This window comes from Microbulbifer guangxiensis (genome assembly GCF_021729075.1).
Taxonomy (GTDB): Bacteria; Pseudomonadota; Gammaproteobacteria; order Pseudomonadales; family Cellvibrionaceae; genus Microbulbifer; species Microbulbifer guangxiensis.
Genome location: NZ_JAJSAQ010000003.1, coordinates 511,383 through 535,619 on the forward strand (window position 1 = coordinate 511,383; position 24,237 = coordinate 535,619).

A 24,237-nucleotide genomic window follows, 5' to 3' on the forward strand; every position below is an offset into this window, starting at 1 on the left:
GTTCGTCCGTGATCGCTCGCCCGGTGGGGCCTCAATGAAAGGGGCAGCCGCCGCCCTGGATATGATCGATAAAATCCTGCTCAAAGAGTTTCAGTGCACTCTGGATCGGCTCCGCGGCACCGGGGGCCAGGGCGCAGAAGGTATTGCCGGGGCCCATACGGGCGGTATGTTCCCGCAACAGCTCGATGTCATTGGTTGTCCCCTCACCGTTTTCCAGCCGCTGCAGTATCTCCACAACCCAGGGCAGGCCATCCCGGCAGGGTGTGCACCAGCCGCAGGATTCGCGGGCAAAGAAGCGTGAAAGATTGAGCACCAGACCGATGGGGCAGGTGGCCTCATCGAGCACGGTGATGGTGCCGGTGCCGAGCCTGCTGCCCGCTTTGCGCACGGTGTCGTAGTCCATCGGCAGGTCGAGGTGCTGGGGGCCGAGGAAGTCGGTGGAGCCGCCGCCGGGCAAAAAGCCGCGCAGGGTAAGCCCATCCCGCAGGCCGCCGGCATGGTGTTCGATCACCTCGCGGAACGGCGTGCCCATGGGCAATTCCCACAGGCCCGGATTGTTCACTTTGCCACTGGCGCCGAACAGCTTGGTACCGCTGTCTTCACCGCGTCCGAGCTTCCGGTACCACTCGGCACCATGCAGGAGCAGATGCGGCAGGTTGCACAGTGTCTCCACATTATTGACCACCGTAGGCCTGCCCCAGAGGCCGCTGACCTGCGGGTAGGGGGGCTTCGCCCGCGGAATCGCGCGCTTGCCCTCCAGGGCATTCAGCAGTGCGGTCTCCTCGCCACAGATGTAGTTGCCGCTACTGCAGTGCAGGTAAATCTGCAGGGGCTGGTCCAAGCTGGTGGTCTCGCCGGCGATCAGGCCGGACTCAGTAACTTCGTCGATGGCTCGCTGCAGGCGCTGCGTCGCCAGATGGTATTCGCCGCGGATAAAGATATAGGCGGTGGCGGCACCGATGGCGTGGGCAGCGATGGCAATGCCCTCCAGTAACAGGTGCGGATCCCGCTCCATCAGCAGCCGGTCCTTGAAAGTGCCCGGCTCCATTTCGTCGGCGTTGCAGACCAGGTAGCGGACCGGATGGGCCCGGCGGTCCGTTGGAACAAAGCTCCATTTGAGGCCGGTATTGAACCCGGCGCCGCCACGGCCGCGGAGCCCGGCTTTCTGTACCAGCTGGGTCAGTTCGTCCGGCGACATTTTCAATGCGCGCAGCCAGCCACCGTAGCCATCGCTGTCGCGATAGGTCTGCAGGTCGGTCGCAACATCCTCAGCGCCGATATTTTTAGTCAGCGGATTGGTCAGCATGCCGTCGTCTTTTTTCTGCCAGAACCTCGCGCAGCTTTTCCTCTGTCAGGTTGGTATGCAGTGCCTCGCCGAGCAGCATTACCGGTGCCCGGTCACAGGCGCCGAGACAGGGGTTTTCCAGCAGGGTAAAAATGCCGTCTGCAGTAGTTTCTCCCGGTCGCACCTGCAGCTCCTGCTCCAGCCAACCCTGCAGCTGTTCACAGCCGAGAATCCAACAGCTGGAGCTTCTGCACAGCTGAAGGACCTCGGCGCCCGGCGGGCGGCGGAACAGCAGCTGGTAGTAAGTGGCCAGTCCCTCCAGTTCCGCCTCTGCGATCCCGAGATAAGCGGAGATCGCCCGCAGGCTGTCATCGGAGATCCAGCCGCGCGCTCGCTGTACGATGCGCAGTGCCTCCAGGCCGGCAGCGGCGTCGTTCTCGTAGTGACTGCGTTCCTCGTCGATCGCACGGATTTCTTCCGTTGACAGTTCCGGTGCTGGCCCTTCCTGCCGTGCCGGTATCCGTTGCCACACTTTGCCGGTTGGATTGGTCATAGGCAGTTCCTAGCGATCCACATCCGCCATCACGAAGTCGATACTGGCGATGATGGCGATCAGGTCTGCCACCATCAGTCCCCGGGAAATCAGCGGAATCATCTGCAGGTGCGGAAACGACGGCGTGCGGATCCGGGCCCGGTAGGCACTGGTATCGCCATCACTGACCAGCTGGTAACTGTTGAGCCCTTTCGTCGCCTCCACGGGTACGCATACTTCCCCCGCCGGCATGACAGGGCCCCAGCTGGCATTGAGGAAATGCTGGATCAGGGTCTCGATATCGTGCATGGTCCGCGGCCGGTCCGGAGGTGTCGTGAGCGGGTGCTCGGCCTTCACCGGACCTCCGGGCATATTGTCCAGGCACTGGCGGATGATGCGCAGGCTCTGGTGCATTTCCTCTGCGCGTACCAGGCAACGATCGTAGCTGTCACCGTGCACCGCAGTGGGAATGTCGAACTCAAACTGCTCATAGCCACTATAGGGCCGGCGCTTGCGCAGGTCCCAGTCCAGACCGGTGGCGCGCAACCCCGGACCGGTTACGCCCCACTCGATGGCCTCTTCGGTGTTGTATACCCCGATGCCCCGGGTGCGTCGCTTGACCGTGCCATTCTTCAGCACCATCCCTTCGTATTCCCGCAGGCGTGCGGGCAGGTAGTCGATAAACTCACGAACCTTCTGCTCCCAGCCCCGCGGGAGATCCATGGCGACGCCGCCGATGCGAAACCAGGATGGATGCATACGGGCGCCAGTAATGGCTTCGACGATGCCGAACAGGCGCTCGCGATCTTCGAACATGTAAAATACCGGCGACATCTGCCCTACGTCCTGGGCAAAGGTGCCGTAGAACACCAGGTGACTGGAGAGGCGGAAGAGCTCGCACAGCATCACCCGGATCACCTGTGCCCGCGGGGGCACCGTAATACCGGCCAGCTGCTCCAGTGCCAGCACATAGGGCAGGTTGTTCATCACGCCGCCGAGATAATCCACCCGGTCGGTATAGGGGATGTAGCTGTGCCAAGACTGCCGCTCGGCCATCTTCTCGGCGCCGCGGTGGTGATAGCCGATATCGGGCACCGCATCGACAATGCGCTCTCCATCCAGTTGCAGCGCCACACGAAAGACACCGTGCACACTGGGGTGGTTGGGCCCAAGGTTGAGGAACATGAAGTCGCTGGTTTCGCCGGAGCGGCTCATGCCCCATTCTTCCGGCTTGAACAGCAGTGCCTGTTGCTCCCGCCGTTCCTTTTTCTCATCGAGACTGAAGGGATCTTTTTCCGTGGCGCGGGCATGGTGATCCTTGCGCAGCGGATGCCCCTGCCAGGTTTCCGGCATCATGATGCGGCGCTGGTTGGGGTGGCCGCTGAAGTCGATGCCGAACAGGTCCCATACTTCCCGCTCGTACCAGTTGGCACTGGGCCAGATACCGGTAATGGATGGGATGCGCAGGTCGGTCTCTGTCAGCGGCACCTTGATGCGGATAAACAGATCCCGTTCCAGGGAGAGCAGGTGGTAGACGAGGGTAAAGTCGCTTTCCGGTTGCCGGCTTTGCTCCCGGCCACGCCGGGTTCGCAGTCGCTCGTCGATTGCGCTCAGGTCATAGAGCATGCGAAACGGCCGGGGGAGCTCTCTTTTCAGTGCAATCAGTATTGGTAGCAGAGTGCCCGGCTGTACCCAGAGTGTGGGTAAATCGAGGCAGTCCGGTTGCAGCCAGTAGCCTGGCGTACCGGGTTGCTCGCGTAGATCCGCCACAAATTGCTCAGCAGCAGCCCGGTAGGGTGACTGAGGCGGCTGGCATTCGGCGATCACATCCCCCATGGCACCTTCGCCTTTCACACTGAGTCCGGCGTACGCAATTGTTGTGCACGCATGCGCTCTTCCCGATGCAGGTCCCGCTGGCTGACACGGGGCACTCGTCGGATTCCCTGATCCTCCACGACCCAGCTGAGTTCGCGGCGATCCTCTGCCACAGACTTTTGCAGCAGTGTCAGGCCCTGCATCAACGCCTCCGGTCGAGGTGGACAGCCGGGCACGTAGACGTCCACGGGCAGAAAACGATCGACGCCCTGCACGACGCTGTAGATATCATACATGCCACCGGAATTGGCGCAGGAGCCCATGGAGATGACCCAGCGCGGCTCCACCATCTGTTCATAGAGCCGCTGGATCACCGGTGCCATCTTCAGGAAAACGGTGCCGGAGATGACGATAAGGTCGGCCTGCCGCGGCGTTGCACGGATCACTTCGGAGCCAAATCGGGCCAGGTCATGACGGCTGGTGAAAGCGGTCGCCATCTCCACGTAACAACAGGACAGGCCGAAATTGAAAGGCCACAGGGAGTTTGCGCGCCCCCAGGCCACCAGGTCCTCCAGCTTGCCCAGCAGGACATTGCGGTGGACGTCGCGGTCAGGTGGTTCGTCTCCCGCCTTCTCACTTGCGATCAGTTCCGGTTCGGGCGCTTGCGCCCGGGTCAGTGTCCAGCGCATTTTTGCTCCTCAGTGCGGCCTGTCGCCTTGCCGCTCTTCCAGGCTTTGTTGCCGGCCGCTCCAGTCCAGTGCCCCGAGACGCCACAGGTAGACGAGGCCTACCAGCAAAATGGTGATAAAGATGGTTGCCTCGATGAAGCCTGTGAGGCCCGCTTCGCGAAAGGCTACCGCCCAGGCAAAAAGAAACACGGCCTCCAGGTCGAAGATGATGAAAAGTATCGCGACGACGTAGTAGTTCACCGTGAATCGCAGCCGTGCACTGCCCTGGGAAACGATGCCGGATTCGTAGGGTTCGTGGGTGGCGGGATCACTGCGGCGCTGGCCCAGGAAGTGGGACAAGCCCAGCATCAGCGCAATCAGGCCCAGGATGGCCAATGCGTAGACGAAAAGCGGCCAGATTTCGCCGGAAGTCGCTGTTTCTGCCACTGCTTGCTCCAATGCCTGTGTTTTATTGATGTCGGCTATCTGGTTCTGAATGCGTTTGAAGGGGCAGGTAAAAGTTGCCTGTTCAGAGACTGCCAGCGCACTTTTCATTGTTTTGGCGCGACAATTCTTTGGGCCATGCCTGAATTGGCTGGGAGGACAAAAGCCCAAGGCAAAGCACTGCAGGGTTTATAGAAGGGAAAAGGCGCAGGTGCCAGTGAACGGCGGCTGAGTCGTCGTCACTATCCGGCTATAGGTTGGTATCGAGTGTGGAATTTTGCGGGAAGCTGGTGGTGACTGGTTGGCATCGAGGGGGACGATCGCACTTGCAAAGAAACGGCTCGGGCGACGATTTCCATCCCCGGTCAGCATAAAAGCATGCTTTGGTCGATAATTCTGCTGGCGCAGGAGATACAGGGAGGCTGAGATGCGAAGATTGCTGACGATTGTTCTTGCCGTTGGGGCGTGCTTTTCTCTGGCGGCAGACGATACCCGTAAAACGGAGCAAGATGTTCTGTCCAGGACGCCGCCAGAACTCGTCATCGGCCCCTACCGGCATGTCCGACCACAGGATGTCGGTGTCACTATCGGGGCTGGTGTCGTCGCACCATTTCCAACCCGTACCTATCGCGGACCGATGAAGGTACGTTCCCCGGCCACGATTGAAAATGTTGTCATTGATGGTTGCCTGCGCATTGAAAGTGATAATGTGACACTGCGGAATGTGGTCATCCGCTGTGACTCCTTCTATCCGGTCAAGGCCACCGACCACGCGAATACTAGAATCGAGTACAGTCTGGTGGAGTGCTCCTCTCCCACCAAGGTGTTCCGTCTTATCGATTACCAGAATTTTTCGGTCCATCGCACGGAAACCCGTGGATGCGAAGACCTGTTCTTCCTCAGTGGCAATAACGATGGGCTCGAGGTTACCTACAACTACATGCACTCACTGACGCTGACGCCAAAGTCCCATGCAGATGGTTTTCAGTTCGGTATGGTGCCCACTTCAGGTTCAGCGATTATCCGTGGCAACTATTTCTGGGCCAATGCCGAGGGACCAAAGACCGATACCATATTTGCCGAGGGGAAATCCCGGGTGAAACTTCAGATCGAGGATAATTTCTTCCGGGTCTGGGGGCTGCGCACCATCCGTTGCGGTGGAGAGGGAAGCAGCTGCACGATCCGCAATAATGTCTACGAGCAGGCCTACGAGGATATGTACCTGCTGGGCTATGGAAAACTACTCTTTGGATATCTCAAGGGCAAGGGTGGCCATGCTGCCTCCTGCAATCGGCTCGAAGATGGAAATCTTATCCGGGAGTACCAGAATGGCGTTGACCGCTTCCACGGCGTCGACCACAAGACTTCGAATTGCCCGGAGTGGCCGTATTGACGGATTCGCATCGGGAACTCGCCGGGCTGTAAGCATCCGATCGGGTGCGTCATCGTTCCTGAGTATGACGCATTGCAGAAGGCAATTGGTACGGATGTGTGTCCTGAGCGCAGCTTGACCCGCTTATTCAGGCAAGGGTGGTTGATGGATTTTCGCAGAGCAAGCTGGCGTGGATATGATGCCTTGAGTTCGCGGCCATTCTGGATGCGCTTTTTCTTGATTTTCCTCAGATATTCCATCTCCTGCCTTCTGGTGCCAATTTTCTGTTTGCTGAAGCAGCGTGAATGGTTGATGATTGGCCGATCCACTTTGATATGGTCGTATTTTCTGCTGAAGGTATTGGCAGCAGAGAAATGCCTGTCACCGGGAACTCTTTTCGGTAGGGCTCTGTAACTCATGCGGAACAGGGGAGGGTTATGGGAAAGCAGGTCATTTTCAGACGGGATGCCCGCATTGGGCGTGGCAGAAGCTATCTGTGGCTGTTGCTTTTCGTTTCCGCCGCTCTCTCGATCCCCATTTTTGCCATGCAGTTGGCCGGGGAAATCCAGTGGGGATTCGGCGATTTTCTGGTGATGGGAGCACTCCAGTTTGGGCTTGGCAGCTTGTGCATCTTCTTTCTGGGCAAGCTTGATTCCCGCTGGCGTTTCCCAGTGATTGGAGCGTTTATCCTGCTGTTTCTGTGGGCATGGGCCGAGCTGGCCGTGGGGGTTTTCACGGACCTGGGGCAGTGATTGCCGCTCCAGTCTCGGGGTTGGCCGTCAGTAGAGGATGCCAAAGAGCAGGTCCCTCGTTCATTTTCGACCGCGAGATGCCGCAAAGGGATGGGTTTGATACTCCTCTCTCGTTAACTTGCTTTTATATGCGTGTAAATTCTGAAGATTTATACGTCAACTATAAAAGTCCAAGGAAAGTGTCCCCTAGGCTAATTTTTTAATATGGCTGATCATGTATTGTCGGCGTCATCACAAGTTCCTGTGTTCTTTCAGGTAAGTTTCTTTAAAGATTGGATCTCTGTATTGCAGTTGCAGTGAATGAGGAAGAATCAGCATCATCAAAAGCACACCGGTCAAGTTCAGCGCATAGGGAGCCAGTGATCAGCTCTCGCCACTGACCCGGAGCGCTAGCTTGAGCGAGTGCTATCGGATCATGAGATTGCTGCAATAGAGCCCAGCAGTGGAGATTTGACTCATGTATCAGATATTTGTTTTGCGCTCCAGGGCGATGCTGCGCACACTTGCGCTGGCGCTACTCAGCGGTGTGGCGATGGTTCTGTGTACAAATGTGGGTGCAGAAGACGAGCTCAGTGCGGGTGAGGCTAGGGCCCTGGCCAAGGAGGCTTGGCTGTTCGGCCTGCCGCTGGTGATGTTTGAGAAGCAAATCGATTACAGCACCTACGCCACACAGGCGGGGGAAGCCCGGGCACCGATAAATCAGTTTGCGCACTACCGCCGGTTCGTCGACGCATCGAACCGATCGATCGTCGGTTTTAATGTGGACAACCTCTACTCACTCGCCTGGATCGATCTTGAGGAAGAGCCGCTTGTGCTCACCGTGCCGGTCATGGGTGATCGCTACTGGATGATGCAGATCGTCGACGCCTGGAATGGTGTGCCGGTGGCACCCGGCTCCCGGACGCACAGTGGAGACAAGCCACATGTCTTTCTAATCGCTGGGCCTGACTGGCAGGGGACGGTTCCAGATGGCATGGAACTGCTGCGCTCGCCGACTAATCTCGGTGGCATCGGTGGCCGCACCTATTGTGCCGGCGCTGACGATTACGATACCGTCAATGCACTACAGGACCAGTACCAACTGATACCTCTGTCCGCCTGGGGGAAGCATCACGCGCCACCGGACAGTGTACCTCTGAAGGAAGATGCAGATGGCGAGACCTTGGTCAACACACAGGTGATGGCCCTCGATGCCGGGCAATTCTTCAGCAACCTGAATCGCCTCTTGGTAACGAATCCGCCCTATGCCGAGGATGCTCCGATGCTTGAGAAGCTGCGCCTGCTGGGCATCGCGCCGGGCGCGCCATTCTCCACCGAACATCTGAGAGCCGATGTGGTTGCGGCCCTCGAGGAGGGAGTGGCCCAGGGTAAAGCAGCCATGACGGCTGAAATGAACAACCTTGGAAAAATGGTCAACCAGTGGGGGCTGACCTATGACATGGGCCGTTATGGCACTAAGTACGCGTATCGTGCCGCCTGGACCTTTGTCGGCATCGGCGGAAACAGGATTGAAGATGCCTTCTATCCGCTCGCGTTGAACGATGCCGACGGCAAACCACTGAGCGGCGAGCACCGCTATACGCTCACCTTCCCGGAGGGTGCCTGGCCGCCTGCGGATGCGTTCTGGTCTTTGACTCTCTACGACCTGGAAGGCTACCTGGTGGAAAACTCGCTGGATCGCTATGCCATCGGTGATCGAAGCGGCATGGTAGCGAATCCCGATGGTTCGCTGACGATTTATATTCAGAGCGAATCACCGGTCGAGGACAGACAGGCAAACTGGTTACCCGCACCGAAGGCCGGGCCATTCAAGCTTGCACTGCGTCTTTATGTGCCGCAGGAAAGCGTACTGGATGGCAGCTGGGTGCCGCCGGCTATTGTGCGTGCCAAGTAAGAATTTCTCCAAGGCAGGCATCCGTGGCGATTTATCCTCAGCGCTACAAAATCATCCGGAACGAGAAGAGTCGGTGGTTTTCTGACATCAACAGCTTGAATCTGGATCGCGCACCAATGAGAGCCCGGTTGCGCATCGGATCTCTGTGCAGCGCGCGAACCAAGGGGCCAGAAATAGCGCCGGAACTGGTTGCCGGTGCCGAAGTCAGCTTTAGTTTTCAGCTCGCTGCTATGGTGTGCATAGGTCGCTGATTGATGGCCGTTGCAGCACGCCAGGAGTTATACGTGTGGATTGAACCGACGACGCCTCTGCCCTATGTCGGATTGCATCGAGGCCACAGAGCCGTAATTAACGATTCGGCTCGTTCAGTGAATGATTCATAGCGCAACTAACTGGAAAAATAATATATGTACATGCAGAACCCTCGTTTCCGAATAAATACATCGGTCGGGGCTTTCCTCGCGCTCTTTTTTATCGAGTCGGCCTCAGGCGAAGACGCTCAGAGTGAACCCGTAAAGGTCAACGTCGACAACTTTGACAGAGCGGAAACGGCCGCCCAGTTCGACCGTATTGTAAACGCGGCTGGCGGGGTCAATCGTTTCTTGCATCTACGCGAACCGACGCCGCTGGACCAACAGACCGTCATTCGCATGAATCGGGATACGATCTACAGTGCGGCGGTGGTGGATATCAGCAAAGGCGCCACACTCACCGTGCCCGACCCGGGAGACCGGTATATGTCGATCATGGTGGTTAACGAGGACCACTACATTAACAAGGTCATCCACGAACCGGGCGAGCACAAGTTGACCGTTGAGGAGTTCGGGACGCCCTTTGTGAATCTCTCTGTGCGTACCCTGGTCGATGCATCCGACTCTGTGGATATCCAGAATGCGAATGCCTTGCAGGACCAGCTGAACATTCAGGCCACATCCGCCCGGCCCTACACCCACTCAAGCTACGACAAGGAAAGCTACCAGACCACCTACGATGCGCTGCTGGTCCTCGGACGAGGCATGCCGGATGCCAGTGCCACCTTCGGCAGCAAAGAGGATGTCGACCCGGTGCGCCACCTGCTGGGAACCGCGTGGGGGTGGGGAGGGTTGCCGGAAGAAGAAGCCTATTACCTCAATGTGGAGCCCAATCTCCCGGTCGGTGCCTACCAGCTTACCGTGCGCGATGTTCCGGTCGATGCATTCTGGTCCGTCAGTCTGTACAACAAGGATGGCTACTTCGAGCCCAATGATCAGGATTCCTACAGCGTGAACAGCCTGACCGGGGCGCCCAACGAGGACGGCTCCTTTACCATTCACTTCGGCGGTGACCCGCAAAGCATCAACTATCTGCCGATTGCCGAGGGCTGGAATTCCACTGTGCGCCTTTATAAACCGCGCAAGGAAATTCTGGATGGAAGCTGGAGATTCCCCGAAGTGAAACCCATTGAATAAAAATTGCGGGCCAATGGGTTATTGCGAACCAAGCGGAAATTGGAAGCGAGTGCAAGACGGATGCCGACCATGAAGCACCTCTATAAAACCCGGGTAATTTTAACCTGCGGTTTAATGATGACAGCCTGTTCACTGGAAGCGTCTTCGGCAGGGGATGATTTCGAGGAGCAGGTGGGGGACTACCTGAAGAAATTTCCTTATCAGGAGACCTATCGCTACGCGCTGGTACAGACCGGGGGGGATCCGGCCAAGCTAAATACCTGGGTCGTGGCGCTGCGCAAGCTGCTCAAGGCCGGCACCGACGATGTGGTTCGGAGCAACAACGATACACTCTACAAGCAGGCGTGGATCTACCTCGGTGATGGCCCTGTGGTTCTGAGCTCCACGTCGCCCTCCAAGGAACGGTTCACCTCGTTCCAGTTCCAAGACGATCGTAATGTGAACTACCGGAATATCATCGGTCCGCACGGCAGCTACACGCTCTACCATGGTGAGAAACCAGGGAACATCATCGGTGAGGCGGTCGAAGTCCCATCGCTTCTGTCCAGCCTCATCGTGCGTATCGAGGTTAAGGACGCGAAAGATCCCGACGATCTTGCCGATGCGCTCAAGGTCTCCGACGGCATTACGATTGAGGGGCCGACCATCGGCAAAATGCCTGAAGTCGATCTCCTGAGTGGGTTCGACAAGGGGGTGGTCCAGGAAGCCAACAAGCGCATGGATCAGGCGAAGGTGTCCGTGCCCTATAGCCAGATGATCGCCGGACCGGGTCAGGAGCCGGGTAAAGACGTTTCCTATCTGAACTTCGCTACCGGCACCAAGGAGGGTTGGGGCGGGCCTGCCACCTCCCACAGTGCCTATGAGTCAATGTTCAACGATGCGGCCGGCGAAACCCTCGACGGATCCAAGGGCGATTACGCGCTGACCACCGAGGCACCTCCAGTCAACGCCTTCTGGTCGGTGACCGTTTATGACAGTAACACCGGCCGTTTTCACCCCAACAACGACGACCGCTACCACATCAACAACACCACCGCGGTCAAGAATGCGGACGGCACCTTCACCTTCTTATTCAAGGTCAAGTGCGAAGACAGCGATGTGAACTGCCTGGAGGTTCCTGCGGGGCCCTTCGACGTGGCCGCGCGATACTATCTTCCGAAGCCAGAGATCATGAAGGGTGAGTGGACGATGTCACGCCCGATGAAGCTCAGGGAAGATTGAACCCGAGCCAGCGGCCCTCATCCGCATAGGCTCCCAAAATGTTAAAGGCCCGCCCCTTGCGGAGCAGGCCTTTAATACTTGTTGCAGGTTGAGTGTAGCGGTCGGCTCAACCCGGACATCCATTCAGGCAGTAAAGTCGCCGCCTGAGAGCGGGGTGTTCAATGCGCCGAGCGCGTTACAGCTCACAGCTTGGAGATCTCCTCCAGCTGCTGTTGCAGGCGATCCTGGGCGCTCTGCAATTCCGCCAGCTTGCCGCGCTCCTTTTCAACCACCGCCTCAGGCGCCTTGTCCACAAACTTCGGGTTCTTCAGCTTGCCTTCGACCCGGGACAGTTCCTTGCCCAGCTTGTCGATTTCCTTCTGCAGTCGTGCAGATTCGGCAGCGACATCAATCAGGCCGGCCATGGGCACCAGCAGTTCCACGTCGCCTGCCAGTGCGGTGGCGGAAGCCGGTGCGCTTTCGCCGGTGTTCAGCCAGGATACCGACTCGAGGCTTGCCAGCTTGATCATCAGCGCACGGGCGTTGTCCAGGTTCTGACGGTCCTCGGCGCTGCCGCCACGCAGGATCAGCGGGATCTTGGTGGCCGGGGAGATTTTCATCTCGCCGCGGATATTGCGCACGCCCTCGATCACCTGTTTCAGCGCCGCGATGGCGGCTTCCGCCTCGGTATCGATTCGGTGCTCGTCTGCTTCCGGGTAGGACTGCAGCATGATGGTGTCGCCGCTCTGGCCTGCCAGGTCTTTCACTTTCTGCCAGATTTCCTCGGTGATGAACGGCATCATCGGGTGTGCCAGGCGCAGCACGGTTTCCAGTACCCGGATCAGGGTGCGGCGGGTACCTTTCTTCACCGCCGGGGAAGCGGCGTCGTCCCACAGCACCGGCTTGGACAGCTCCAGATACCAGCTGCAGTATTCGGCCCAGATAAAGTCGTACAGGGCCTGGGAGGCGAGGTCGAAGCGATAGTTGTCCATGGCCTCGCGCACAGCCTTCTCGGTGCGCTGCAACTGGGAGATGATCCAGCGGTCCGCCAGGGACAGCTCAAAGTCACCGCTGCCGTCCTGGCCGCAGTCGTGGCCATCGCAGTTCTGCAGCACGTAGCGGGAGGCGTTCCAGATTTTGTTGCAGAAATTGCGGAAGCCCTCGATGCGGCCCACATCGAATTTGATGTCGCGGCCGGTGGAGGCCAGCGAGTAATAGGTGTAGCGCAGGGCATCGGTACCGTAGGCAGCCAGGCCCTCGGGGAATTCCTTGCGGGTCTGCTTCTCGATCTTCTCGCGCAGGTGCGGCTGCATCATGCCGGAAGTGCGCTTCTGTACCAGGCTCTCCAGGTCGATGCCGTCGATCAGGTCGATGGGGTCGAGCACGTTACCCTTGGACTTGGACATCTTCTGCCCGTGGCTGTCCCGCACCAGACCGTGTACGTATACGGTATGGAAGGGCACTTCCTTCTTGAAATACAGGGTCAGCATCATCATCCGCGCGACCCAGAAGAAAATGATATCGAAGCCGGTGACCAGTACCGAAGTGGGGTGGAAGGTCTTCAGTTCTTCGGTGTCTTCTGGCCAGCCCAGGGTGCCAAAGGTCCACAGGCCGGAGGAGAACCAGGTGTCGAGGACGTCCTCATCCTGGCGCAGGGCGATATCGCCGAGGTTGTGCTTCTGGCGTACTTCCTCTTCGCTGCGGCCGACGTAGACATTGCCGCTGTCGTCATACCAGGCCGGGATGCGGTGACCCCACCACAGTTGGCGCGAAATACACCAGTCCTGGATATCGCGCATCCAGGAGAAGTACATGTTCTCGTAGTTCTTGGGTACGAAGTTGACGCTGCCGTCCTCGACTGCCTTGATGGCTTCTTCCGCCAGGGGCTGGGTCTTGACGTACCACTGGTCCGTGAGCCATGGCTCGATGACAACACCGGAGCGGTCGCCGCGGGGTACTTTCAGGGTGTGCGGTTCGACTTTTTCCAGCAGGCCCAGGGCATCCAGGTCATCGACAACCTGTGAGCGGGCGGCAAAGCGCTCCATGCCGCGGTATTTTTCCGGCACTTCGTTGTTCAGGTTGGCGTCCGCATCGAGGATGTTGATCATCTCGAGGTTGTGGCGCTGGCCCATTTCGTAGTCGTTGAAGTCGTGGGCTGGGGTGATCTTCACGCAGCCGGTGCCAAATTCACGGTCGACGTAGTCGTCGCCGATGATGGGGATCTCGCGGTTGGCCAGCGGCAGCTTGATGGCCTTGCCGATCAGGTGCTGGTAGCGCTCGTCTTCCGGATGCACGGCCACGGCGGTATCGCCGAGCATGGTTTCCGGGCGGGTGGTGGCGACCACCAGGTGACCGGAACCATCTGCCAGCGGATAGCGGAAATGCCACAGGTGGCCCTGCTCTTCCTCGTTCAGTACCTCGAGGTCAGAGATGGCGGTGTGCAGTTTCGGGTCCCAGTTCACCAGGCGCTTGCCGCGGTAGATGAGGTCGTCCTCATACAGGCGGATAAACACTTCCTGTACGGCCTTGTAGAAGCCGTCGTCCATGGTGAAGCGCTCGCGGGACCAGTCCGGGCTGGCGCCCAGGCGACGCAGCTGGCGGGTGATATTGCCGCCGGACTGCTCCTTCCACTCCCACACCTTTTCGATGAACTTGTCGCGGCCCAGCTCGTGGCGGGTGGTGCCTTCGGCAGCCAGCAGGCGCTCCACCACCATCTGGGTAGCGATGCCGGCGTGGTCGGTGCCCACCTGCCACAGGGTGTTGTCGCCCTGCATGCGGTGGTAGCGGATCAGCGCATCCATGATGGATTCCTGGAATCCGTGGCCCATGTGCAGGCTGCCGGTGACATTCGGCGGCGGGATCATGATGCAGTAGGGATCGGCCTGGGTATCGCCGCTGGGCTTGAAGTAGCCGTTTTCTTCCCAGGTTTTGTACCACTGCTGTTCAATGGCGTTGGGCTGGTATGTCTTGTCCATGCGGGTGGGGAAACCTTGTGTTGACTGACTGCGGGCGCGGGCGTTGCGCACGGGAACGTGCGGGCAAGGCTGTCACAGCGCCGAAAAAGGCGGGAATTATACCGCCGCGGCCGCGGGCGGCAAAAGGGAGGAGGCGGCTCCAGGGCGCCAGAATTCAGTGGCGCCAGAAAGTCGTAGTGGAGGACGTGGCTGACCGGGGGTCAGCGCTTGGCTTCCAGCTCGTCGAGCATCAGCTCGATACGGGCGCGCAATTGGCGTTCCAGTTCCGGCAGCTGACTGGCCACCAGTCGATCCACCAGTTTCTGCCGCTGCGGGTCCCGCTCCCGATCGCCAGAGGAAGACTGCTCGGCACGGTCCTCGCCGGGCTCGGCGGCCTGGCCACCTGTCACCTGCTGTTCCAGTTCCCGCAGGGCCTCTGCAACCGCAGCTTCCTCTTCCTGTTCTGTCTCGATAGTTCTCGGGGCAGGGGGCGCCGGCTCCAGTTGCTGATGGCCGGGTTCAGCCAGTGTATCCGCCGGATCCGGGTCCCGCGGCACCCTGCCGCCGGTCAGGCGGGCACGGATATGGGCTGGCAGGAAGGGGTTCTCTGCAGGCTTGGGTGCCGGCGGATCGAACAGGTCGGTCTGCTGCTCCGCTTGCTGCGGGCGTGGTGTTTGCTCCACGGTCACCGTCTTGCCTGTATCCGGAGATGAGGGCAGGTCCTGTAGCGGGCGCAACAGGGCGCGGTCGGCCTCGTTCAGTTCGGGGCTGATGTCTTCCGGCAGTTCTTCATCCACGGGAGAGAACAGGACGGGGAGATCACTTTCGTCCAGGGGTTCTTGCACAGGCTGGCGCACGGGGGGCCTGGTCTGGTGTGGCGAGTCGACCGGGGCTGGCTCCGCCACCTGATCCAGCAGCGGGATATCGCCCAGATCGTCGGTGCCGAGCAGGTCGCGCAGGGAACTGAGCTCGTTCAGCAGCACATCGGGCTTGCCCTGCTGTTGTTGGCGGTGTCTGTGCTTATGCTTTTTGCCGGCCATCTGCTGAGTCCCGGGGGAGCGGAGTTAGTGGTTACTGATGCGATGAGATTGTAACGGATATCCGCGGTCGCGAAAGTAGCTGTAGCGTTGGCGCGAACGGGCAAGGGCCTCTGGTTGTTGGATGACGATCTCGGCCAGGCGCTCGAAGCGGCTGAACCAGCCGGGCACCTCGCTGCACAGGTTGATCAGCAGGCCGTGATGGGCACCGGGGTCCTCTCCGCAGTTGATCTCCACCGCGGCCTGTTTCTCCGCCTGCTGGCGGTCGTGGGGCACAAAGGTGTCCTCGCGGAAGGTCCACAGCAGCCTGTCTAGGGTTTCGGCCCGCTCGGCGTTGTCCACCGCCACCAGCACCCGCAGGCCGGCGCGATAGGCTTTCTCGGCCAGCCGGCAGGCGAACTGGTCTCCGGATTCCATGGTGTCGGACGAGAGGATATAGAAGTCGATGCGGGTCATGTAGCAGGTGCCGGCAAGTCTTTAGTGGATGAGCTATCCGGGCGCACTAGCGGCTCTGAGGCCGGCAGTTACTGGCGGGACACGCTGTGCATGCATCCCTGTAAGCTCGGCGTCGGCATCCATGCCTCCGACGGTCCCGCCAGTAACTGCCGGCCCCAGAGCCTTCGCTTTGTCCCTATGTGAAGGCTTAGGGCCAAACCTTATTTAGTGAGTAAGTATTCCATTAACAGCGGCACCGGACGGCCGGTGGCACCCTTGTTGCCACCGGAATTCCATGCGCTGCCGGCAATATCCAGGTGGGCCCAGGTATAGTCCTCGGCAAAGCGCGACAGGAAGCAGGCGGCGGTAACCGAGCCGGCTTCGCGGCCGCCGATATTCTGCATGTCGGCAAAATTGGAATCCAGAGAGGACTGGTATTCGTCCCACAGGGGCATCTGCCAGGCGCGGTCGCCAGTGCGCTCACCGGCCTTGATCAGGGCCTGCGCCAGTTCGTCCTTGTTGGCATACAGGCCGGTGGCATGGTTACCCAGCGCGATCACACAGGCACCGGTGAGGGTGGCGACATCGATCACCACTTCCGGCTTGAATTTGGCAGCGTAGGTGAGGGCATCGCACAGCACCAGGCGCCCCTCGGCATCGGTGTTGAGGATCTCGATGGTCTTGCCGGACATGGAGGTGACGATATCGCCGGGCTTGCTGGCGCGGCCGCTGGGCATATTCTCCGCGGCGGCCACCAGGCCCACCACATTGATGGCCGGCTGCAGCTCGGCCAGTGCGGCCATGACGCCGAACACACTGGCGGCCCCGCACATGTCGAACTTCATCTCGTCCATGGCCTGGCCGGGCTTCAGGCTGATGCCGCCGGTATCGAAGGTAATACCCTTGCCCACCAGCACCACCGGCTTCTCGCCGGCCTTGCCACCCTTGTACTGCATGGCGATCAGCGCCGGCGGCTCGTCACTGCCCTTGGCGACGCTCATGAAGGCGCCCATGCCCAGGGACTGCATTTTTTTGGCATCCACCACGGAGGTGGTGATTTTTGTGTGTTTTTTCGCCAGCTCTTTGGCCTGGTTGGCGAGATAGGTGGGGGTGCAGATGTTGCCGGGCAGGTTGCCCAGCTCCCGCGCCACATTGCTGCCGGTGGCCTGGGCGGCCCCCATGGCCACGCCATCCTTGACCGCTTTCAGTTGCTTGCGATCTGGTGCATGCACCTGAAACTTGGCCAGGGCGTGCGGTTTGGCGTTGCTGAGGCAGCGGGTGAATTTGTAGGTGGCCAGGCCGGCTGCCAGGGCGAGTTGCTGCGCTTGCCAGGCGCTGTCTGCCTCAGTGACCTCCAGTTCCGTCAGGTAGCTGAAGACGTCTTTGTAGCCTTTGACCGCCTCAGCACTCGCTTTTGCCAGCTTGCGGAAATCGGCCTGGCTCAGCACACCCTCGCCACTGCGCACCAGCAACACGCGCTCTGCCGGGCCCTCGGTCATGGGCAGGAGTTGGGTGGCGCCCACTCGGCTGCCCAGGTCGTTACGCTTCAGCAGTTTGCTGATGGCGCCGCCACAGGCCTCGTCCAGCGCAGTGCCGCTGGCGGACAGCCGGTTTTTGGCATCGACGGGGATGATGGCGCAGGCGGTACGTTGTTTGTTGGCTTCGGAGACCTTGGCAGAGAACTGCATGATTCCTTTTCCTTCTCTTATTGACCCACTCTTAGTCCGCGGGGATGCCTCGCGACCGAGACATCGGAAATAAATTTGGCGATAATGCGCGCACAAGTTTAACCCCTGGTGGCCGGGAATGCTGCAAGGGCCCCAAACTTGATCAAATTTGATCCAAACTGCCAGTCTCCGCTGTCACCAAGGAACGCGTTTATCCTGTGATTATCTTCCGCTACCTCTGCCGCGAGCTGCTTTTCGCCACGCTGGCAGTCAGCGCTGTATTGCTGCTGATGGCGATGAGCGGTCGCTTCGTGAAATATCTGGCCGAGGCGGCGGCGGGAGACCTGTCCGCGGGTATCCTGTTTTCCCTTATGGGGTACCGGCTGCCTGGCTTCCTGGAGCTGGTGCTGCCGCTGGGTTTCTTTGTCGGCATCCTGCTGGCCTACGGCCGGCTCTACATAGAGAGCGAGATGACGGTGCTGCACGCCTGCGGCTTCAGTGAGCGCCGGCTGCTCACTTACACCCTGGCGCCTGCGCTGCTGGTGGCACTGGTCGTTGGCGCCATGAGCCTGTATTTCACGCCTACTGGTGCCGAGCGATCCTCCGGCCTGTTGACCGCTGACAAGTCCCGCAACGAATTCGATCACCTGGTACCGAAGAAATTTGTCTCCACTGAGGGCGACAGGGCGGTCTATTACGCCGATGCGCTCAGTGAGGACAAATCCACCATGTATGACGTGTTTCTGGCTGAGCTGGGTTCCACCCGTGCCGATACCGAGACCGATTACCAGATCGTGCATTTCGCCCGCATCGGGGTTCAGAAGATCGATGCTGAGACCGGGCTGCGCTACCTGGTGCTGCAGGACGGCTACCGCTACGAGGGTGTGCCCGGGCAGCGGGACTACCGGGTGATGAAGTTCGACAGCTACGAGATCCTGCTGGATATCCCGCGGCTGCGCCAGAGTTCCAGCGACCGCATCGAGGCTGCCTCTACCCTGGACCTGCTCCGCAGCGATGGCCGCGAGGAGCGGGCCTACCTGCACTACCGCTTCAGCCTGCCGGTGCTGGTGCTGGTGGTGGCAGTGCTGGCAGTGCCACTCAGCCGCACCAATCCCCGCCAGGGTCGCTACGCCAAGATGATCCCCGCCATCCTGCTCTACATGGTTTACCTGGTATTACTGCAGGGTGTCCGGGGCGCAGTGGAGGATGGCAAGTTTGAGAATCCGGCCGTGATCTGGCTGGTGCACCCGCCATTCCTGATCCTGGGGCTGCTGCTTCTCGGCGGACGTAACTGGGGCCGTAAGCCCAAGCGAGATCCCGGAGCGGGCAGTCCGCAGCCCGGTACGGAGGCGCGCCATGCATAAGCTCGATATGTATATCGGCCGCACCGTGGCCCTGTCCGTGGGCGCCGTGCTGATGGTGATCCTCGGGCTGGACATCATCTTTGCCATCGTCGATGAGTGGGGTGAGCGGGACGCGGATTACCAGAATTGGCAGATGATCCAGTATGTGATCTGGACCATTCCCGGCCGGCTTTACGAGCAGCTGGGCTTTTCCGCGCTGGTGGGCTGCATGGTCGGTCTGGGTACCCTGGCCGGTACCAGCGAATTGACCGTGATGCGCGCCGCCGGTGTCTCCATCGGCCGCATTGCCTGGGCGGTGATGAAGCCGGTCATCCTGTTGATTGCTCTCGGGCTGGCGCTGGCCGAATACGTTGTGCCACTGACCAACCAGACGGCGGAGAGCCGCAAGGCGATAGCCCTTGGTGACCTCGAGGATGCCGGCCTTGAAAGCGGCATGTGGATGCGTGACGGCGATGAGTTTATCCACTTCAATGCGGCGATTGCCGGCGGCCGCCTGTACGGTATTACCCGCTACCACTTTGGCGGCGAGCGGGAACTGGAATGGGTGGAGTTCGCCGAGCGGGCACAGTTTGCCGAAGACAACTGGGTGCTGAACAACAGCCGCGCCACGCGCTTCTCTGAGGAGTTCGTGGAGAGTGACGCCCGGGACCGCGGGATCTGGCAGACGGACATCTCACCGCAGCTGTTCTCGCTGCTGGTACCGCTACCTTCCGACCTGTCGCCCAGCAGCCTGTGGTCCTACGGACGCTTCCTCGATCGCAAGGGAGAGGATGCCGGCCGCTACTGGCTGCAGTTCTGGAAAAAGCTGCTGCAGCCGCTCACCATCGCCAGCCTGGTGATGGTGGCGATCTCCTTCATCTTTGGTCCGCTGCGGGAGGTGACCACCGGCCTGCGGGTGTTTACCGGCGTAATCGTAGGGATTGTGTTCAAGTTCCTGCAGGACATGCTCGGGCCGTCGTCGCTGGTATTCGGCTTCTCACCTTTTGTGGCGGTACTGGTGCCGATCCTGCTCTGCTTTGCCCTGGGCTGGATGCTGTTGCGGCGGGCCCGCTAGCCCGACTGCAGGTCGCTCCCGGCCGATCACTTCTTGCCCGGTTTGGGCAGCAGCCGTACCTGTGAGCCGGAAGCCAGATCGTGCCAGCTGGCGCGGTCGCCCCGGGTCCAGGCCCAGAAATAGCCGGCACCGAAGAGAGTCAGTGAGACAGGTGCCACCAGTGCGCGAATCGCGCACTGGCTCCAGCTCAGCTGAACACCTTGCGGGCTCGCGACCATCAGTCGCCAGGCGCGCATGCCGATGGTCTGGCCGGCGCCCCGCCACGACCAGAAATAGTAGCCGGCAACCACCACCAGCATTCCCAGCTGTACCAGCGGCCCGCCGACACAGGGGGTGTAATCCAGCTCCCCCGGTTTGCATTCCAGCCCGCCAACTGCCGAGGCCACCATGATGGCCAGGAAGCCGTAAACCATCAGCAGACCCAGAACGATCAGCGCGTCATAGACCAGCGCCGCGAGGCGCCTGCCGACACCGGCATAGGGCAAATCGGTAAAACTGCTAGGGGGCTGCTGCTGGGTCACGGGTTACTCCGCCTGAACTGATGGTATGGCGGCGGATTCTATCAGAGCCGGTGGTGAAGGGGATGGCAGTGCGTGCGGGGATGCGGGAAGGGCAGGAGTGGTCGGACTTCCGTGTCCGCGGATCGAGTATCAGAACTCGTACTCGAAAGAGAACTTGAACTTGTCGCCAGACAGGCGCACATCGTAGTCAAAGGCCTGGCCGATTTTGCCATGACCGTCCGTATAGCGCAGCAGGCCATTACTGCTGCTGCGACGATTCTGCTCCCGCCAGGTGCGCCAGCCCATCTTGAGGATCTCATTGACGGCCTTGCCACCGGTGGTGGGCTCGAATTCGTCGGGGTTCGTGTACATTTGCAGCCACTGGTAATTCAGCTGGCGCTGCACATTGCCCATGGAGTTGTTGCGCAGGTTCTCCGCCGACTTGTAGAGGGCGGTATTGTCCATTCCGAAAGCACTGTCGACAAAGAAGGCATTGTCCGCCTGCAGGTTCAGGGCGGTGTTGGAATCGGGGATGAAAAGTTCGTCGGCGAGGCAATTGGTAGAGATTGGCGACAAAAACAGGGCGAACACATACGGGAGGTGTCGGATGGCACGAGGACTATTGCTGCAGAGTTCCATTGGATCTACCCCGGGGTGTTTACTTCTTCCTGCGCGGCGCGTTAACCGCCGCTGAATTTATTATGGTTCACCCTTTTGCGAACTGTTGTATCTCATACCCAACAGCAGAAGCGCAAGCCCGCTGTGTGGATTTGATGTGGAATTTGGTCATTGCGTCACAGGCCGCGTGAGCGCTGGCCCCGTTTATTGTTGCCGAAAATCCGGGGGCTGCGACCACCCCTGCGCCATTGTTTTTTATCACCGGAGAGGCGGCGCAAAAATCGTTGATATGCAAATTTAATCTAGGAGGCGCCACCGGCAGACCATAGCGGCCTGGCGCTTTATTCCTTTTCGCTGTGGGGATGACAGCGTTGTCTTTTGTCGGCACGTGACGCAGAATGGGGAGGCTCGTCACACGATAATCAGATAAAAGCCAGAAGCCCTATGAACCGTCTCCTTCCCGTCTTTGTCCTTTCCATGCTGGTCGCCGCCTGCGGCAATCCAGAAGAGGTTCAGAACCCGGTCGCCAAGCGGATCGCCGACCACTTCCTCGTAACCCAGGAGGTGCTGACCAACTTCCAGGGGGTGGATCAGGCCCTGCGGTCGGAGTGCAAGAAGGCGGGGGGCAGTGGTGCCATCTGTTCGACCTACCGCATCTCGCTGACCAATGAGGGCCCGGCAATCGGCGCGGATGAAGACGAATGGACACTGTACTTTCACAGTGTCCGCCGTACCTTCCGCCTGCTTAACCGCGATGACTTCGATCTGGAGCATGTCAAAGGTGACCTCCACCGGTTGGTGCCCAACGAGCGCTTCACCGGTCTCGCCGCCGGTGAAACCCTGGAACTGGATCTCCTGGCCGAGTACTGGAGGCAGTTCGAGTCCGACTTCCTGCCACGGCTGTTCGTGGTGGATGCCGGGGGCCAGGCGCGGGTGATTGCATCCACGGACAGCGACAGCATCGATGGGATGGTGGAGCCCATCGGCAAGCACGACCCGGACAACTGGAAGCGCACCGCGGCAGACGCCAATACCCTGGCGGATGCCGCCAGCCGTTATGCGGACTTCACCTCAGAGGGAGCTGCGACGGTGGACAGCTGGCGTGAGCGCATCATCCCGCAGCCGCTGAGGACGCAGGTGGTGGGTGAGCCGGTATCAGTCGGGGAGGGCATCGCCCTGAATCCCGGCCCCCTTAGTAACGAGAGCCTCGCTGCGATCGAGGCGCGCCTGGAAACTCTGGGGCTGTCGACCGCCGGGGGTGCCAATGGCTACCCCGCTTCGGTGGTCATCGACGCAGAGAGTTTTGCCGAGGGCGTGAGCGGCGCTTACCGGCTGGAAACCGGGGATACCGGGGGCAGGGTGACCGGTTATGACCAGGCGGGGGCCTTCTATGGCCTGCAATCCCTGCTGGCGCTCGCCGACATCCGGCAGCAGAGCCTGGCCCGGGTGGTGGTCGAGGACGCGCCGCGGTTCGAACACCGCGGCATGTTCCTCGATGTGGGGCGCAACTTTCACACCAAGGCGGTGGTGTTGAGGCTGCTGGACCAGATGGCGGCCTACAAGCTGAATCGCTTCCACTTCCACCTGTCCGATGACGAGGGCTGGCGGCTGGAGATCCCCGGTCTGCCGGAGTTGACCGAAGTGGGTGGGCGCCGCTGTTTCGACCTGGCTGAGGACCGCTGCCTGCTGCCGCAGCTGGGTTCCGGCCCCGCTGCCGACAACAACGGCAGCGGCTGGTTTTCCGTCGACGACTATGTCGACATCCTGCGCTATGCCTCCGCCCGGCATATCGAGGTGATTCCCGAGTTCGACATGCCGGCCCACGCCCGTGCGGCCGTGGTGGCCATGGAGGCCCGCTATCGCCGCCTGGCAGAGATCGCGCCGGAGCAGGCTGCTGAGTACCGGCTGATCGACCCGCAGGACGATACCCAGTACCTTTCGGTACAGTACTACGACGACAGTTACATTAACCCCTGCATCGACTCCACCTACCATTTCGTGGAAAAGGTGATCCGGGAAGTGCAGGCGATGCACAGCGCGGCCGGTGTGCCCCTGGAGACCTGGCACTTTGGCGGGGATGAAGCGGTGAATATCCTGGCGTCTGGCAGTTTTGAAGACGCGCCCGGCAAGAACCCGGAAAAGGGCGATGCACCGGCCTCCGCGCGCCAGCAGCCCTGGAGCGGCTCGCCGCAATGCCAGAAACTGGTGGCAGAGGGCGAAGTGGCATCCCTGGACCAGCTCGGTGAACACTACGCCAAGCGCGTGAGTGCGCTGCTGGCTGACGCCGGTGTCACCACCATGGCGGCCTGGAATGATGGAGTGAAGCGCATCGAAGAGGCCGGTGCCGAGCTCGCCACCGGTGACAACTACGCCAACTCCTGGGGACCGCTGTTCTGGGGTGGCGGTGACGAGAGTGTGCACCTGGCCGAAGCGGGCTTCGATGTGGTGCAGTCCCATTCCGATTTCCTCTACTTCGACATGCCCTACGAAGTGGACCCGAAGGAGAGCGGTTACTACTGGGCCTCCCGTTACATCGATACCGAGAAGACTTTCAGTTACGCCCCGCTCAACACCGCCCAGCTGGCCGAGGTGTCCACCGACCGCGACGGCAACGGCTGGTCTGCCACTGCGGCGCCGGCAGAGTTCGCCGAGCATGTGCGGGGAATCCAGGGGCAGCTCTGGAGTGAGGTAGTGCGCACCGATGCCCAGGTGGAATACATGGTCTACCCGCGCCTGCTGGCCCTGGCAGAGCGGGCCTGGCATCGCGCTGAATGGGAGCTGTCACCGCGGGAGGGCCAGGCCTTCTCGGCCGAAACCGACCTGGTCGATAAAGCTGCTCTCGCCCGCGACTGGGCTGAATTTGCCGCGACAGTGGGGCACAAGGAACTGGCCAAGCTGGATCGCGCTGGCGTGGGTTACCGTGTACCGGTCCTGGGCGCCGTGCGGATAGATGGCGACTTACGCACCGCACTGCCGTTCCCGGGCCTGCCGGTAGAAGTGTTCGATGGCGAGCGCTGGCAGCCGGTCGAGAATGTAACAGACGCCGAACGCGCGCTGGCGGTGCGGGCCCGCAGCAGTGACGGTCAGCGACCGGGCCGCGCCGTGGAGCTGCCTCCACTCCACCAGACCGCAGAGCGCTGAACTGTCGTTTCCCCAACCGCCGTTCCCTCAGCGATACGAGGTTCGGCGAACCGGGGA

At 60.4% G+C, this 24,237-nt stretch carries 19 protein-coding genes; 8 read left to right on the forward strand and 11 right to left on the reverse strand.

Annotated features, from left to right (window positions below; genetic code table 11):
• Positions 1-31: 31 nt before the first annotated feature.
• Genes nuoF through LVD12_RS09225 form a run of 5 tightly spaced genes read right to left on the reverse strand, consistent with a single transcriptional unit; the run spans position 32 to position 4,747 of the window.
• Positions 32-1,306, reverse strand: coding sequence for an NADH-quinone oxidoreductase subunit NuoF (nuoF, locus tag LVD12_RS09205; RefSeq protein ID WP_237067403.1), 1,275 nt, complete (start codon positions 1,304-1,306; stop codon positions 32-34).
• Positions 1,284-1,838, reverse strand: coding sequence for an NADH-quinone oxidoreductase subunit NuoE (nuoE, locus tag LVD12_RS09210; RefSeq protein WP_237067404.1), 555 nt, complete (start codon positions 1,836-1,838; stop codon positions 1,284-1,286). The genes nuoF and nuoE overlap by 23 nt, the downstream gene beginning before the upstream one ends.
• A 9-nt stretch (positions 1,839-1,847) precedes the next feature.
• The gene (gene nuoC / locus LVD12_RS09215; RefSeq protein ID WP_237067405.1) at positions 1,848-3,671 is read right to left on the reverse strand and encodes an NADH-quinone oxidoreductase subunit C/D; all 1,824 of its coding nucleotides are present in this window, start codon (positions 3,669-3,671) and stop codon (positions 1,848-1,850) included.
• Positions 3,668-4,321 carry a NuoB/complex I 20 kDa subunit family protein gene (locus tag LVD12_RS09220; RefSeq protein WP_237067406.1) on the reverse strand — a complete coding sequence of 218 codons (654 nt, stop codon included), beginning with the start codon at positions 4,319-4,321 and terminating at the stop codon, positions 3,668-3,670. Before LVD12_RS09220 ends, nuoC begins: the two co-directional genes overlap by 4 nt.
• A 9-nt stretch (positions 4,322-4,330) precedes the next feature.
• A complete protein-coding gene (locus tag LVD12_RS09225; protein ID WP_237067407.1) occupies positions 4,331-4,747 on the reverse strand; it encodes an NADH-quinone oxidoreductase subunit A in 417 nt (138 codons plus the stop codon).
• A 424-nt stretch (positions 4,748-5,171) separates the two neighbouring features.
• Here LVD12_RS09225 and LVD12_RS09230 point away from each other — a divergent pair, with 424 nt between their 5' ends.
• From LVD12_RS09230 to LVD12_RS09250, 5 genes are all read left to right on the forward strand, one after another.
• A complete protein-coding gene (locus LVD12_RS09230) occupies positions 5,172-6,137 on the forward strand; it encodes a right-handed parallel beta-helix repeat-containing protein (protein WP_237067408.1) in 966 nt (321 codons plus the stop codon).
• 416 nt (positions 6,138-6,553) lie between these two features.
• Entirely contained in the window at positions 6,554-6,868 is a 315-nt protein-coding gene (locus tag LVD12_RS09235) for a hypothetical protein (RefSeq protein ID WP_237067409.1), read from the forward strand.
• Between the two features lie 457 nt (positions 6,869-7,325).
• Positions 7,326-8,762, forward strand: coding sequence for a DUF1254 domain-containing protein (locus LVD12_RS09240; protein ID WP_237067410.1), 1,437 nt, complete (start codon positions 7,326-7,328; stop codon positions 8,760-8,762).
• Positions 8,763-9,364: 602 nt separating this feature from the next.
• Positions 9,365-10,210 carry a DUF1214 domain-containing protein gene (locus tag LVD12_RS09245; protein WP_237067411.1) on the forward strand — a complete coding sequence of 282 codons (846 nt, stop codon included), beginning with the start codon at positions 9,365-9,367 and terminating at the stop codon, positions 10,208-10,210.
• A gap of 69 nt (positions 10,211-10,279) precedes the next feature.
• The gene (locus LVD12_RS09250) at positions 10,280-11,431 is read left to right on the forward strand and encodes a DUF1214 domain-containing protein (RefSeq protein WP_237067412.1); all 1,152 of its coding nucleotides are present in this window, start codon (positions 10,280-10,282) and stop codon (positions 11,429-11,431) included.
• A 182-nt stretch (positions 11,432-11,613) separates the two neighbouring features.
• Here LVD12_RS09250 and LVD12_RS09255 read toward each other — a convergent pair whose 3' ends face one another.
• From LVD12_RS09255 to LVD12_RS09270, 4 genes are all read right to left on the reverse strand, one after another.
• The gene (locus LVD12_RS09255; protein WP_237067413.1) at positions 11,614-14,385 is read right to left on the reverse strand and encodes a valine--tRNA ligase; all 2,772 of its coding nucleotides are present in this window, start codon (positions 14,383-14,385) and stop codon (positions 11,614-11,616) included.
• Between the two features lie 200 nt (positions 14,386-14,585).
• Positions 14,586-15,404 carry a hypothetical protein gene (locus LVD12_RS09260; RefSeq protein ID WP_237067414.1) on the reverse strand — a complete coding sequence of 273 codons (819 nt, stop codon included), beginning with the start codon at positions 15,402-15,404 and terminating at the stop codon, positions 14,586-14,588.
• 24 nt (positions 15,405-15,428) lie between these two features.
• Positions 15,429-15,857 carry a DNA polymerase III subunit chi gene (locus LVD12_RS09265; RefSeq protein ID WP_237067415.1) on the reverse strand — a complete coding sequence of 143 codons (429 nt, stop codon included), beginning with the start codon at positions 15,855-15,857 and terminating at the stop codon, positions 15,429-15,431.
• A 200-nt stretch (positions 15,858-16,057) separates the two neighbouring features.
• Positions 16,058-17,524, reverse strand: coding sequence for a leucyl aminopeptidase (locus LVD12_RS09270; protein ID WP_237067416.1), 1,467 nt, complete (start codon positions 17,522-17,524; stop codon positions 16,058-16,060).
• 197 nt (positions 17,525-17,721) lie between these two features.
• Here LVD12_RS09270 and lptF point away from each other — a divergent pair, with 197 nt between their 5' ends.
• Positions 17,722-18,867, forward strand: coding sequence for an LPS export ABC transporter permease LptF (lptF, locus tag LVD12_RS09275; protein WP_237067417.1), 1,146 nt, complete (start codon positions 17,722-17,724; stop codon positions 18,865-18,867).
• Positions 18,860-19,921, forward strand: a complete 1,062-nt coding sequence (lptG, locus tag LVD12_RS09280; protein WP_237067418.1) for an LPS export ABC transporter permease LptG — start codon at positions 18,860-18,862, stop codon at positions 19,919-19,921. Before lptF ends, lptG begins: the two co-directional genes overlap by 8 nt.
• A 26-nt stretch (positions 19,922-19,947) precedes the next feature.
• Here lptG and LVD12_RS09285 read toward each other — a convergent pair whose 3' ends face one another.
• Both LVD12_RS09285 and LVD12_RS09290 read right to left on the reverse strand, forming a co-directional pair.
• Positions 19,948-20,442: an RDD family protein gene (locus LVD12_RS09285; RefSeq protein ID WP_237067419.1), complete on the reverse strand. Its 495-nt coding sequence runs from the start codon at positions 20,440-20,442 to the stop codon at positions 19,948-19,950.
• A 129-nt stretch (positions 20,443-20,571) separates the two neighbouring features.
• Positions 20,572-21,060, reverse strand: coding sequence for a hypothetical protein (locus LVD12_RS09290; protein ID WP_237067420.1), 489 nt, complete (start codon positions 21,058-21,060; stop codon positions 20,572-20,574).
• 423 nt (positions 21,061-21,483) lie between these two features.
• Here LVD12_RS09290 and LVD12_RS09295 point away from each other — a divergent pair, with 423 nt between their 5' ends.
• On the forward strand, positions 21,484-24,180 hold the full coding sequence (locus LVD12_RS09295; RefSeq protein WP_237067421.1) for a family 20 glycosylhydrolase: 2,697 nt from the start codon (positions 21,484-21,486) through the stop codon (positions 24,178-24,180).
• Positions 24,181-24,237: the final 57 nt, after the last annotated feature.